The organism is Candidatus Halobonum tyrrellensis G22, from assembly GCF_000495475.1.
Lineage (GTDB): Archaea > Halobacteriota > Halobacteria > Halobacteriales > Haloferacaceae > Halobonum > Halobonum tyrrellense.
In genome coordinates this window covers 43,083-56,776 of sequence record NZ_ASGZ01000068.1, presented here as the reverse complement: position 1 = coordinate 56,776, position 13,694 = coordinate 43,083, and the positions used below count along the sequence as shown (strand labels likewise).

The window sequence follows — 13,694 nt, the reverse complement described above, 5'->3', positions numbered from 1 at the left end:
CGCTCCGCCTCGCGTTGTGGAACAGTACCCATCTTCGACGCTTTGTTATGAGTCACTTTCCCGGTAGTATGAGGTTATTTCGGCCGGAATCGACCGCGACGGCCCCTCGGACCGTTCGACGCCGGGTCCCCCCTCGTGTGCGTTAGTGAGCGAGTAGTGAGAGAGTAACAAAGCGAGGAGGCCGACAACGACGGGACCGTGTTACGAACCGGGGCCGAGCGGCGCCGGGCGGCACGCTCTCCGAACCGTGTGTGACGACCCCCGATGCCAACTGTATGTGAGGTACGCTAGTTCGCATGTCTGACGCCGAGACGGCCGGTCTATCGGAGGACTTAGCGTTCACGCTGTTGAGCAACCCTCGGCGGCGGTTCGTCATCTCGTATCTGAGCCACCACGGCTCGCCGGTCGGGATCCACGAACTCGCAGAACAGATCGCCGCCTGGGAGAGCGGCACCGACGTCGACGAGTTGACCCGCGAGGACCGCAAGAAGACGTACATCTCGCTCTACCAGACGCACGTCCCGAAACTCGAGGAGGCGGGCGTGGTCACCTACGACGACGAGGAGCGGCTGGTCGCACTCACCGGCGACGCCGACGAGGTGACCCGGTACATGACCGAACGGCACGACGACCGCCCCTGGCTCCGGTACTACCTCGCGCTGGGGGTCGCAGGCGGCGTCGTCGCCGGCGCCGCCGCCGTCGACGTTCCCGGCTTCGACGCCCTCCCGGACGCGTACGTGGCGCTCGGGCTCGCCGCCGGGTTCCTCCTCCTCGCCGGCTACCACTACCTCGAAACGCGGGACGGCGCGGACGTCCCCGAGTACTGGTAACCGGTTAGTCTCGCGCCGACCTCCCTCACCGCTCCTTCGACCGCCGGATCACCCGACCGCTCGGCGGGCCGAACGGGCGAAACTGACGCTGTCGCTCGAACTCGTCGAGCGGTCGGGCCGTCGGTGAGCGGAGAACGGACGACGGAAGCCGCCAGGGAGAGACCCGCGAACGGGAACGGACCCAGCCGGGTTACAGGTCGGCTTCGGCGGCCACCTGAGCGGCGGCGGCCGACACCTGGCGCCGCTCTTCGAGGCCCCGTCGCCACCGGCCGACCACCTCGCGGCCGACCTCGGCGTGCTCCTCGTTGGTCGGACCGACGGACTGTTCCTGCTCGGACCCGAGCGAGCCGCGCTCGTACACGATCTCGTCGGACGCGCGGTCGACGTACGTCCAGTCGGTCCCCCAGACGCCGAACTGCGGGTCGTAGTTTCGCGTCCGCACGTGGGGTTTGGTGAACTCCTCGACCGCCTCGATGCCGCCGCCGGTCGCGAGTTTCGGGAGCATCCGCGGCATGTCCCGGAGCGGGAACGGCTCGTCGATCCGGCCGGTGGGACCGTTGGCGATGACGAACGGGACGCGAACGAGTTCCTCGCGGAGGTTCACCCCGTGGCCGTACTCGCCCCCCTCGCCGAACAGCTCGCCGTGGTCGGCGTGGAAGCCGAGGAGCGTGTCCGAGTCGACGCTTCCGCGGAGGGTCGCGACGAAGTCGTCGACGTCGTACACGGTGTCGTCGTACGCTTGGAGCAGTATCGGTCGGAACAGGTCCTCCACCCGGTCGTCCGCGCCGCCGTAGAGCCACGCGTTCGCCGCCAGGCTCAGCGGGCGCGGGTGAGTGCGGTTCGCCGGACTCGGCTGGTACGGCATGTGGGCGTCGACCAGGAAGATCCAGAGGAAGTACGGCTCCGGCGCCTCGCGGATCCACTCGCGGATGTCGCCGAAGAACTGCCGCCACGACATGTACATGTTCTGCCCCTGCGTCCAACTGAGGAGGTTCTGGACCAGCGTCGAGCCGGGGACACTCGTGTCTTCGAGCGTGTTCCGGATGAGCGAACTCGACGCGTCACCCTCCATGAAGTCCTCGAAGCGGTCGTACCCCTTGTCGAAGCCGAAGTAGCTCGACGTCCAGGGGTTCGTCGTGAACGCCGCCGTGGAGTACCCCTTCCGTTTGAACCGCTGGGCGAGCGTCTCGCGCGAGAGGAGGTGTCGGCGGATCTTGCGTTTCATCCCGGCCCGCTCGTCGTCGGCGGTCATCGTCGGGAACTCCCCGGTGTGCATCACCGTCATCGTGTCGGTGGTCGTGGGTCCGGGCGCGACGGCTTGGTCGAACGCCAGCCCCTCCTCGGCGAGGTAGTCGAGCGTCGGCATCCGACTCGTCCCCCCCAGATGTCCGCAGCGGTCCGCACGGAGGCTGTCGACCGAGACGAGGATGACGTTCTGCCGCTCGTCACCCTCTCCGTCGCCGTCGGCGCCGGCGCTCATCGTGGCTCACCCCTGACGGGAGCCGGAACGGTGTGTTCGCTCACAGTCCCGTGTTTCGACGGGGGGGCTTAATTATACAGCTACTTATACGCGGGCCGGACACCGGGGGCGGCGGCCCCCTGCGAATGTACAGTATACTCAAGTGGACACGGCGGCATCGGTAGACGATGACCGACGGAAGCGACGCGGCCGACTCGCGTGAGGACACGGACGAGGACACGACGAACGTCGCGATCCGCGACTCTATCCACGAGCGCGTCGCCGCCCGAGTCGAGGGGACCGACTTCGAGACCCCCGCGGAGTACGTCGAGTACACCCTCGAAGAGGTGCTCTCGCGGGTCGAGGAGGGGAGCACGACGACCGGCGCCGCCGCCGACCCGCTCGACCGGGAGAACGACGACGAGGACAACGAGGAAGTCGAGAGTCGCCTCGAGTCGCTGGGCTACCTCTGAGGCCGCGGTTCCGACCGTACCGACCCGCGCGACCGACCGTTCGTTTTCGACGCCCCTCTCCCCGCTGAGCCGCCGCCTCGGGCCTCCGACCGTTCCCTCCCTCGTCGCTCTCGCCCCGACGCGCCGGGCCATCGGCCGCCACACTCGCGCCGGGGGCGGTCCGAGCGCACCAACCGGGAGTCGTACGCGGCCGAGTCACCGATCGAGTCGGTGGGGAACGACATCGCGATCGCGACCGAGTCGGCGCGCGACGCCGCAGACCGACGCGACGCTGCAGGACCGACGCGACGCCGTAGAGCCGCCGACGGACGACGGCGACCGGACGGCCCCGTCCACGTCCGCCGACGCGCGAGTGACGGACCGCGACGGCGGGCCGCGCGACGAGCGCGGACGCGTCCGTACCGTCGACGCGAGACGGCCGGGAGCCGCTGGCAAGTAGTGGGGTCCGTCGGCTGTACGTCACAGCGGTGTCGGCGGGCGTCGTCGCGTGGGGTGCGTGACGCCCGAAGGGAGGTGGAGGAGCGGGGGGATACGAGTGGGAGAAACGAAGCGGAACCCGAGTTGAGAGCCGGGGGGTGACGAGGGGTCCTACGAACTGCTGTTGGTCGACCCGGCCGACGCGGCGGCCGACTCCTCGCCGACGACGTCGACCCAGACGAACGTGTACCGGTAGGCGTTGTCGATCGTCGGGTTCGCCGGCGGGTCACTCCCGTCGTAGAGGAGGAACGCCAGCCGGAAGTTCTCGCCGAGCGACTGCGGCGTGAGGCTCGTCTGTGCGTACGTCGACTCGCCCGTACCGAGCTGGGTCGAGAACGACGCGAGGCGGTTCCGTGTCAGCACGCTCACGTCGCCGTCTTGGGTCCGAACCCGCTGGAGTTGGACCACCACCGTGTAGTCCGTCGGCCGCTGTTCGTTGTTCACGATCCCGACGTGGAAGTCGGTCGGCTCGCCCGCGACGAGCGTGTCCGGGTAGTTCGCCTCGACGTACTCCCCGCCGTCGGTCTGGGTCACCAGGCTGAAATCGGTGTACGTCGACCGGTCGAGCGGCGACGTGAGGGCGAACGCCCCGCTGACGCCCGCAAAGAGGATACAGACGACGACCACGACCGTCAGCGTCGCGTCGAACGTCGACCGCCGGAGCGACTGCCGGAACGCGGCGACCGCGCCGGCGACGGTGTACCCGGTGGTGTCGACCGCGGCGAGTTCGCGGTGTCGGACGAGCGCGGCGATCGAAGCCACCACCGTCACGACGGTGAGGATCCCGACGATCGACTGGGTCGACCAGTCGAGCGGACTGAAGTTGATCAGGAGACCGTACAGCGGCACCAGCACCACGCTCACGGCGAACCCGAGCGCCACCCGCTCGGCGCCGACCAGCCCGCGGTCCGAGAGTCCGCGGATGCGGTGGGGGATCGCGTCGGCGCCGAGTGCCGAGACGTTCGCGTCGAGTTCCCCTCGTGCCCGCTTGGGGAACAGCGCGGTGGTGAGCGCGTACCCCGGGAGGAGCATCACGAGCGGGAGTCCGACGAGGATCTGTACCGGGTCGGGGAGCGAGGCGACTCCGAGCGTAAACGGGAGCGCGACGGCGAGAAACACCAGGAGGCCGGCGATGTCGAGCGGAACCGACGCGAGCGGTCCCGACGAGACGTCCCGAACCGCCGTCTGCCCCCCGTCCGGTTCACTCCGGCCGCTATCCATCGACTCCCCCGTCCTGTGCGTCTCCCCGACAGCGAGCGGTCCCGACAGCCATGCAGTAACGCGATACAGCGAGAGACATTGTTATAGAGTCCATATTCCGCGGGTCCGTCGTCGTAGGGAGGTACACACGCCGACAGCGGCGGAGAGCGGCCGACTGCGGACCGTTAGCAACCCGCTCGCCACTCGCCCGACATGTGGAGTCCACTCCGACCGACGAAGACGCGCGTCGTCGCCGCGAGGTCCGACCGAACTGGACGGCCGGTTCAGTCGTCGACCGACACCGCACAGTCCCCGTCGAGGAGCGCGGACCGGAACTCCCCGTGGGTGTGATACGAGTCCCACCAGCCGCCGCCGGCGACACAACCGTCCAGCAACGTCTCGGAGCCGTCCGAGGAGATCGAGTCGCCGTCTTCGAGCTTCCAGGTCCGGCCGGCGTCGCCGCTGACCCGTCCGTTGTACCAGGCTATCTCCCCGGTGTGGTTGCCGCCGAACTTCATCACGTTCGGCGAGCCGTCCGACCGGCGGTACCGGAGCGTCATCTTCCCCTTCACGACGAGCCGTTCGATCTCTCCCGTGAAGGTGAACGAGTCCTCACCCTTGCCGACCCAGCCGGTCACCGACCCGCCGGACCCACCCTCGCCGGACTCCGCTTTGTCCGTTCCGTGAATCTCCCCGCTCACCTCGACCACGTACTTGAACGAGTTGTGGCTCTTCCCCCGGACCGTGAGCCGTTTCCCCTCGTTCGACGCGTCGGACGACGAGTCGTCGCCACCGTCGTCGTCCGACCCGCCCGCGTCGGTCGTCGAGGCCCCGCCCTCTCCGGGCGCGGGGCACGACCCGCCGGTCGAGTTCCCCCAGACATTCGCGTTGGTGCTCTCCGTCTCGACCGTCTGCCCGGAGACGTTCACCGTCGACTCGCGTACCGCCGACCCGTTCGAGTCGACCAACTTGACACCCGTCCGCCTGTTACCGCTCTGTTGGATACAGCACGACCGGACCATCGAGTCGGGGCGCGAGCGGATGTCGACGGCCGCCCCGCCGTCGGCGTCGCCCGTGACGCTCACGTTCCGTAGTCGCGCTCGGTGGGGTTTCGGCGGCGGGTTGTGCGACCCGCCGTCGGGGACGCGCCCGAGAACCCCGGACGCGTACTTGGCGTCGACCTGGATCCGGGTGTCGACCACGTCGAACATCCCGCCCGGCCGCGCCGCGACCACGCCACCCTGCGAGCTGGCACCGTCGGCGATACGGATGTCGCAGTTCTCGACGGTGACGCCCGCCGAGTCGATCTGGCCGCTCTCGATGCGGACCCCCCGCCCGTTGAGCATCCCCCACGGGTTGGGACTGTTGCTCTTCGAGGGGTCGACCTCGATGAGCGCGTTCTTGACGTAGCTCCCCTCACTCCCCAGCCGAACCTGCGAGATGTCGTTGTTACGGAAGACGCCGCCCTCGACCTGCACGGCGCCCGGGGTCCGGCTGGTGTACAGCCCGTTGTTCGGGAATCCCGAGACGTGGCAGTTCCGGATCGTCACCGTCCCCTTACTCGATTGACCGACCCACGCGCCGACGCGGCCGTTACCTCGGTTGTACTCCCCCATCCGCCCCTTGTTCCGTGCGACCACGTTCTCCGCGAGCACCTCGGCGTCGGAGTCGCGAGCGATGAGCCCGAGAGCCGGGTTGACGTCGGCGGCCCTGTTTTGGATCCCCTGCCCGATGAACTCGACGTCGCGGATCTGAACGTCGGTGTAGCCGGCGATCCGACAGCCGGGTGTGGCGTTGTTCGCACGGAGGTCGACGTCGATATTCTCGAAGAGTCCGTACTCGCCGTGGTCGATGATGACCGCCCAGTCGTTGTACCCGCTCGGGGTGGTGAAGCGGACGTTGCCCTGCCCGACCATCCCGACGGCGTCGTTGAACAGCATGAGGATGCGGTCGGTCACCAGGTAGTCCCCCTCCGGGAACACGAACAAGGTGCCATCCTGTTCGGCGTTGTTGAGTTTCCCCTGGATCGGCTCGTTCCCGTTCGGGTCGAGTCCGAGGTCGTCGACGACGTTCACCCGTCGGTCGAACTTGATACCCCGTCGCGTCGTCGCCGCGGACGCACGCTCCGAGAAGGCTCCTGCCCCACCGGCTGCGGCCGCCAGGCCACCGAGACCGCGAAGACACGTCCGGCGTCCGAAAGAACTGCTGTCATCTCTACCGCTGTTTCCGCCAAAGTCCGGATATGACACGATGCGGACTGAGGGAAACACTACGTTAACTGTTTTTACCGCCCGGTTCCCTCACCGTTTCGTAAACCGTCCCCAACGGTAAGAGGAGAGTAAAACGGCGTACTGCGCCGGGGTAGAACGGATCAAAACGATCTCCACACTTCACCAGGGGCCGTCGATCCGGGGTGGTACGGGTTCACACGAACGAGCGAGACGCAACGAGCGCCGCGAGCCGACGCGAGAGTTATAGACAGGAATTATACACTTAACGTTAAAGGTAACAGCCGAAGACGGTGGCTGTCACTCGCGCGGTGGAATGATGCGGTCGACGAACGGGATCGACCGGCCGAGTTTGTCCTCGGCGAGGTCGACCACGATCCGGTCTTCCGACTCCGTGCAGCCGGCAGCCACGTAGACGACCACCGACAGAATCGGGAGGACGACGACCGCGAGGACGAACGTGGGGAGCGAGAGGGTGACGAGTCGCGAGACCACGAGTGCGGGCGGGACGAGCGCGAACGGGAGTGCGACGAACGTGCGAACGGAGTGGGTGGAGAAGGGGGTCACGCCGTACAGCCGCCAGAGTAGCCCGACGGTGAGCGAGTTCAGGAAGACGAACGCGACCGCCGACGAGACGGCCGCGCCAACGAAGCTGTACTCGGGGATGAGATAGAGGTTCAGACAGAAGTTGAGGAGGAAGCTCAGCCCGTTGATCATGAAGACCAGACGCGTTCGGCCGAACGCCGAGAGGGTCTCGATACACCGCCCCGCGGCCGCCTGGGTGAAGTAGCCGACCGAGAGGATCGACAGCGCGAGCCCGGCGGCCGAGTACTCAGGTCGCAACACGATACGGAGCACGTCCGACGGGAACGCGAACAACAGGAGGAACACCGGGAACGTGAGCAGGTACACCCACTTGGTGGTGAGCTTGTACATGTTGTTCACCTCGCCGAGACGGTCCTCGGAGTCGAGCCGCGAGATGAGCGGGAAGTACAGGAACCCGAACGCGCCGAGGAACAGTTGGAGTCCGGTCGCGAGCGGGAACGCCGCCTCGTAGTACGCCACGTCGACGGTGGTCTGGAAGTAGCCGACCATCAGCGTGTCCGCCTTGGTGAGCAGTCGGACGGCTAGCCCCGAGAGGACGAGCGGGAGCGAGTACGACAGCATCTCGCGGAAGCTCGTCTCGACGGGGCCGCGCATCGAGAACAGGCGGTTGAAGAGCGCGAACGCGATGATCACGCCGACGGCCGCGGAGGCGAGGTACGCGTATCCGGTGGCGGCGATCCCCCAGCCCAACCCGAGGAGGAAGACCGCCATCAGGAGCAGTCGTAACCCGGGGTAGGCCAACTGCTCGGCGTACGTCCGGTAGAGGGTGTTCTCCATCCCGCGGATCGCCGAGGTACCGATCTGGAGGAGCGTGACGACCGGGATCGTCAGGATGAACAGCCGCAAGAGCAGCGTGCTGTCGCCCGGGTCGAGCAGGTAGGAGGCGATGAGATCGACGTTGGTGTAGAGGACGACGGCGACGACGACGCTTGAAGCCACGCTCGCCACCAGTCCGGTGACGACCGCCCCCCGGATCTCCGTGTCGTCGGTGAACCGCGAGACGTACCGTGGGATGCCCGAGCGGAATCCGAGCAAGCCGACGGTGGTTCCGATGAACAGAAGCGAGAGCCCGATCCCGACCTGCCCGTACGCCTCGGTCGAGAGCGCGTTCGCGATGATCGCGCGTTCGATCAGGTTGGAGGCGGAGTAGAGTATCTGGCCGGCGATGACGAGCGTGGCGCTCGACATCAGCTTCGAGAGGTCGCTGTCGGTCGGTGTACTATCCGAGTCCGTCGGTTCGTCCTCCCCGTCGGGGGAGCTAGAAGCGATTTCTTCTGTCATACGTGGTGCGGAGAGGAGAGAGACCCACCGGCGGTAGCGCCCGCCACCGGCCGGTGAGGTCTACGCGGCGCCCGGAGGACAGTTCCGCGTTCGCTACGATGTCGCGCACGCGCGTTCGAGACGGGAGCCGGAAAGAGCCGAGAGACCCGTCGAGTTCGGAGTAGACGTTGTGCGTACATTAGCGATAGTGAGATGGCTACACCGCACCTCGGCGTGTCGCGGCCTTTGTTATAGAGCGCATTCACCGATCCCGGGGACGAGGGTGACCGAGGGGGTGATAGGGCGCGGCGGCGGACAGACCTCCCCTACTCGGAGGCCGGGACGCTCTCGGCGTCGGAACCACGTCACATCGGGCGGCGTCAGCGACCTGTCGCTCACCGCTCGGACGCCTGCTCGCCGTCGACGAGCGTGGCGTAGAGCGACTCGAACTCCCGCCCGATCGACTCCCAGGTGTACTCACGCTCGATCGTCTCCCGGCCCGCACGCGAGAGCCGTTCGGACAGTTCCGGGTCGTCGAGGAGTCGCGAGACCGAGTCGGCGATGCGCGTCGGCTCGCGGGGCGGGACGAGCAGCCCGTTCTCCCCGTCGTCGACCACGTCGGGGACGCCGCTGACCGCCGTCGCGACGACGGGTGTTCCGGACGCCATCGCCTCGAGTAGCGTCGTGGGGAGCCCCTCGTAGTGGGAGGGGAGCACGAACACGGTCGCCTCACCGAACAGTTGGAGCAGTCGGTCCCGCTCGGTGTACCCGAGGAACTCGGTCCGGTCGGCGATACCGAGGTCGTCCGCCTTCCGACGCAGTTTCTCCTCGAGAGGGCCCTGCCCGACGAGTTTGAACCCGACGTCGTGGGTCCGGGACACCCGCTCGGCCGCCTCGAGGAAGTCGGGTACGCCCTTCCGGTTGTCCAGTCGGCCGACGTACAGGACGAACGGGTCGTCGGTGTCGACGGTGGGGAGGGAGTCGAACTCCGCGAGGTTCACCGCGTTCCCCAACACGAGCGCGTCGTCGACGCCGTAGTAGTCCGCCAGTTCGTCCGCCACCGAGTAGGCGACGGTCGTGACCCGGTCGGCGGTGCGACACTGGCTGTCGATGATCCGCCGGCTGCTCGCCCACGCCACCGCCTTCTGGTACAGTTCCCTGAGCGTCCCGTCCTGCATCTGTCTGGTATCCTCGACGACGGAGGTGTGGACGGTGGCGACGACGGGCAGCGACGTGTCGATGGGCGGTGTGAGCGGCGAGTGGAGGTGGACCAGGTCGAACTGCGACTCCATCTCCGAGAGCGCGCGCCTGACGAACCAGCCGTGGACGTCGACGTGGAACGGGTACACCGGGAGGAAGGGGAGCTTCACGACCCGGATCCCGTCGTACGTGAACCGTTCGCGACGCGTCGACCCCCGCGTGATGACCGTGACCTCGTGCCCGCGGTCGAGCAGTTGCTGTGCGAGATTGTACGTGTAGTACCCGATCCCCTCCTCGGGCGGGAAGTCGGTCGAGATGAGTTGTGCGACGTGCATTCAGCGGCACTCCCGCGTCTGGCGGTCGGGATCGTGGGCCTGTGTCGTCGTCATACGTCCCCTAGTGCTTCGAGGTGGTCAATCTCCTTGTCGGTTAACGACGCGGTCCGGGAGCCGCCGCCGAGCGCGTCGAACTGCTCGTCACGCGCCTCGACCAACCGGTCGGGCGCGTCGTCCACCGGACGCGCTGGTCCGGCGCCCAGGCGGGGTCGCGTCTCCGACTGCCGGACCCCGATACCCGGACCTCTCCGCCCCTCCGCGGTCGGGTCGCGCCGACAGCCGGGACGACCGCCCTCCTGGGCACCGGGTCGGTAAGTATACAATAACAAAGCCGGATAGATGCAGATAGTAACTCGACTCACAGGAGCCACATACGATGATACGCAACCGAATCCGGGCAGGGGGGCTGATCTGCCTCTTGGTGGTCGCCGGTCTCACGGGACCGGTCGCCGCCATCGAGCCGTTGGGAGCGACTCCCCACCCACACACGCCAGTAACGCAGACGACGTACTCGGTGGGCGTCGAGTTCGAACCGGGAGACAGCGTCGTGACCACGGGTGGCGGACCCGCCGCGGTCAGTAGCGTCACGCTCGACTTCGGCGTCGACGAGAAGTTCGACGGGACGGTCGGGAACGCGTCCGTCGAGGACGTGACCCTCTACATCGACCGCCAGCGCCGGAACGTCTCGGCGGTCACCGTCACGCCCGACAGAGAGCGGGTGACGATACAGTTGGAGACGCCGGTGAACGCGAGCGCCGGCGACCGGATGTACGTTCACGTCGCCAACGGGACGAGTTCGTCGATCCTGGAGTCGAGGACCGGCCAGCGGTTCGAAGTCGCCGTCTCCGCCACCGACCCGGCGGGCAACGTCGCCGGTCCGACGCGCGTCGAGTACAGCGTCATCGAGGCGCACGCGGACCTGCAGACCCGCGTGGTCGCCCCGTTCGAGACCCCGCAGACGCTCCACGTCAGCGGCGTCCTCCCGAACCGCGGCTACGTCGTCGTCCGCGAGACGGCCGGCTCGGAGACCGGCGAGGTCGTCGGCGTCTCCGAGTACGTGACGCCGAACCACACCAGACGCGACGTGGACGTTCCCCTGAACCGACCGGTGGCGGACGGCGAACGGCTCCAGTTGTCGCTGTACCGCGAGACCAGCGGAAACGCCTCCTACGACGACGGCGTCGACGAGCCGTACCGCAACACCGGGACGGCGCCGACCCGGACCGTGAGCGTGACCGTCCCCGACGCGGACGCGTACGCGGCCGGCGGGACGGTGTGGGCCGGCCAGACGCTACTGTACGAGGGGCGTCCGAACACGCCGTACGCCCTCCACCGCGTGACCGACGACGGTGACGTCGGCGACGCGGTGTCGACACGGACCGCCTCCGCCGACGGGGTGGTAGTCGTGAACACGAGCGATCTGGCGGTCGGCGACCGGTACGTCCTCGTCAACCGCCTGAAGAGCGCCGTCGTCGACCTCGACGGCGACGGCGACCGGCGGGTGAGCGACGACGCCATGACGGTCGCGACCCAGTCGGTCTCGGCGTCGGTCGAGGACGGCTCGCTCGTGCTCGACTCCGAGCGCGGCGGCTACACCGCCTGGGTGCGCGCCGACGGCATCGACGACGACGCCCTCCGCGCGGCGTTCGGCGACGCGACGGTGACCGCGGCCGGCGACCACGAGGGCGTCGCCGTCCGCGTGCCCGCCGACGGCCGCCTCGCGGTCGACACGACCGCGTTCGACCGCGGCGAGTACAGCCTGACGGTGGCGGTGCCCGACACGGGACTCGAGACCACCGCGACGATCAGCGTCTCGGCGGCGGCGGCGACCGAGACGACGGCCGCCGCGACGACCGACGCGGCCGGCGACGCCGCGACGGCCGAGGGAACGGACGACGGCGGGGCGGCCGGCGGCACCGCGACGACCGCGCCGCTCGGCCCGCTCGTCCCCCTCGTCGCGCTGGCGTGCGCCGCGCTCCTGTTCGCGCGCGGGCGCGACTGACCCACGGACGACGCGCAGTCGAACGTCCGGACGGGGCGTCGTCGCCTTCCCCCGCGGTCCCCCGTTCGCCGGGGTCGGCCGCGAACTCCGGACCGGCCCTGCGGGGGGCGATCCGTCCGGTCGACGGACGGTCCGACGAGGTTCTCTCGGCAGTACCCCGCTCGCCGCTCGGACGGGGCCCCTCCCCGATGGCTCCGGTTCCACTCGGCCGTCTCGGCGGTCGACACCGCCCCGAAGTAGCCGCATAACAAACCGCGTCCGGGGGGTAGTCGAGTTCGATGACCAGCGCTCCGCCGGCCCGTCCCGCGACGCCGCCGGACACCGCCGAGGACCGCCAGTACCTCGTCGACACCCTCGACGCGACGCTGACGTACGCCCGCGACCGCGACTACACCGGCTGGGACTACGGCGACGGGATGAGCAGCCGTCTCCTCCAGCGACTGCCGGTCGACAACAAGTGGGTCAACGCCGCCGTCCAGGAGGGTATCAAGCGCTCGCCCGTCAACGTCCGCCCGCTGTTCCGGGTCGAACGGCGGCGCAACTACAAGGGCACCGCGCTGTTCACGATGGCGAACCTCGGCGCGGCCGAGTTGGCCGAGCGGGGGATGCTCGACCCGGACCCGTACGCCTACCGCGCTGAGGCGCGCGACCTCGCCGACTGGCTGGTCGAACACCGGATCCGCGGGCACGCGGGGTTCTGTGGCGGCCACCGCCACTCGATCCAGTGGCGCGACCGGGTCGGCACCCCCCAAGACCCCGACGTCGTCTCGACCGTCTACGCGGTGAAGGCGCTGCTGGCGGCCGCCGACGAACTGGAGGAACCCCGGTACGAGGAGGCGGTGCGCTCGGCCGCCGACTTCATCTACGAGGACCTCGCGTACCACGAGGTCGACGACACCGCGCGGATCAAGTACGTCCCCGCCCACGGCACCGACAACTACACGCTCAACGCGGTCGCGCTCGGGGCGGTGCTGCTGCTCGAACTGCACGAGCGGTTCGACGAGGAGCGCCACCTCGAACGCGCGCGGAAACTGCTCGACTACGTCGTCTCCAGACAGGAGCCGGTCGGCGGCTGGCGCTACCGCGACCCGCCCGACAGCTCGCACCTCTCGATGGACAACCACCACAACGGGTTCGTCGTCGAGTCGCTGCTCCGCTACCGGACGCTCGTGGGCGACGACCGCTACGCCGACGCGCTCGACAGCGGGCTGGACTTCTACCGCGAACAACTGTTCGAACCCGACGGCGCGCCCAACTGGGACGAGCGGAAGGCGTACCCGCGCGACACCCACGCCGCCGCCCAGGGGATCATCGTCTTCTCGAAGACGGGCGAACTCGACCGCGCGCGGCGGGTGCTGTCGTGGACGCTCGCGCACCTCCACGCCGGCGACGGGCGGTTCTACTTCCGACAGGACCGCTACTACACTCGGCGGTTCACCCTCATGCGGTGGTGTCAGGCGTGGATGTCGTACGCGACGGCCACGTACCTGCTCGCCCCCGACTCCCCCGAGCCGACCCCGCGGTAGCGCCCGACCGGGCGCTCGCCGCCCGGTAAGTAAGCGTAACGCGAGGGTATGTATGGAATAACAATGCCCTCGTGGCGAGTAGCCCGGCCAACGGATGA

General features: G+C 68.4%; 10 protein-coding genes. 4 read left to right on the top strand and 6 right to left on the bottom strand.

The window, feature by feature from the left end; genetic code table 11:
* Window positions 1-296: 296 nt before the first annotated feature.
* Complete coding sequence (locus K933_RS16505; protein ID WP_023395897.1) at window positions 297-830, top strand: DUF7344 domain-containing protein; 534 nt, start codon at window positions 297-299, stop codon at window positions 828-830.
* 190 nt (window positions 831-1,020) lie between these two features.
* On the opposite strand, the gene K933_RS16500 is transcribed toward K933_RS16505, so the two are convergent.
* Entirely contained in the window at window positions 1,021-2,310 is a 1,290-nt protein-coding gene (locus tag K933_RS16500) for a sulfatase-like hydrolase/transferase (protein WP_023395896.1), read from the bottom strand.
* Window positions 2,311-2,477: 167 nt separating this feature from the next.
* Between K933_RS16500 and K933_RS16495 the strand changes: the two genes are divergently transcribed.
* Window positions 2,478-2,762 (top strand): hypothetical protein, encoded by a 285-nt coding sequence (locus tag K933_RS16495; protein WP_023395895.1) that lies wholly within the window; start codon window positions 2,478-2,480, stop codon window positions 2,760-2,762.
* Between the two features lie 588 nt (window positions 2,763-3,350).
* Here K933_RS16495 and K933_RS16490 read toward each other — a convergent pair.
* From K933_RS16490 to K933_RS19295, 5 genes are all read right to left on the bottom strand, one after another.
* Window positions 3,351-4,460 carry a DUF1616 domain-containing protein gene (locus K933_RS16490; RefSeq protein WP_023395894.1) on the bottom strand — a complete coding sequence of 370 codons (1,110 nt, stop codon included), beginning with the start codon at window positions 4,458-4,460 and terminating at the stop codon, window positions 3,351-3,353.
* A 263-nt stretch (window positions 4,461-4,723) separates the two neighbouring features.
* Entirely contained in the window at window positions 4,724-6,514 is a 1,791-nt protein-coding gene (locus K933_RS16485) for a hypothetical protein (protein ID WP_023395893.1), read from the bottom strand.
* Window positions 6,515-6,967: 453 nt separating this feature from the next.
* Window positions 6,968-8,554 carry a flippase gene (locus tag K933_RS16480; RefSeq protein WP_080509309.1) on the bottom strand — a complete coding sequence of 529 codons (1,587 nt, stop codon included), beginning with the start codon at window positions 8,552-8,554 and terminating at the stop codon, window positions 6,968-6,970.
* A gap of 374 nt (window positions 8,555-8,928) precedes the next feature.
* Window positions 8,929-10,068: a glycosyltransferase family 4 protein gene (locus K933_RS16475; RefSeq protein WP_023395891.1), complete on the bottom strand. Its 1,140-nt coding sequence runs from the start codon at window positions 10,066-10,068 to the stop codon at window positions 8,929-8,931.
* A gap of 50 nt (window positions 10,069-10,118) precedes the next feature.
* Entirely contained in the window at window positions 10,119-10,247 is a 129-nt protein-coding gene (locus K933_RS19295) for a hypothetical protein (RefSeq protein ID WP_268744634.1), read from the bottom strand.
* 197 nt (window positions 10,248-10,444) lie between these two features.
* On the opposite strand from K933_RS19295, the gene K933_RS16470 reads away from it, so the two are divergent.
* Window positions 10,445-12,070, top strand: a complete 1,626-nt coding sequence (locus K933_RS16470; protein ID WP_152529848.1) for a DUF7282 domain-containing protein — start codon at window positions 10,445-10,447, stop codon at window positions 12,068-12,070.
* Between the two features lie 278 nt (window positions 12,071-12,348).
* Complete coding sequence (locus tag K933_RS16465; protein ID WP_023395889.1) at window positions 12,349-13,596, top strand: hypothetical protein; 1,248 nt, start codon at window positions 12,349-12,351, stop codon at window positions 13,594-13,596.
* Window positions 13,597-13,694: the final 98 nt, after the last annotated feature.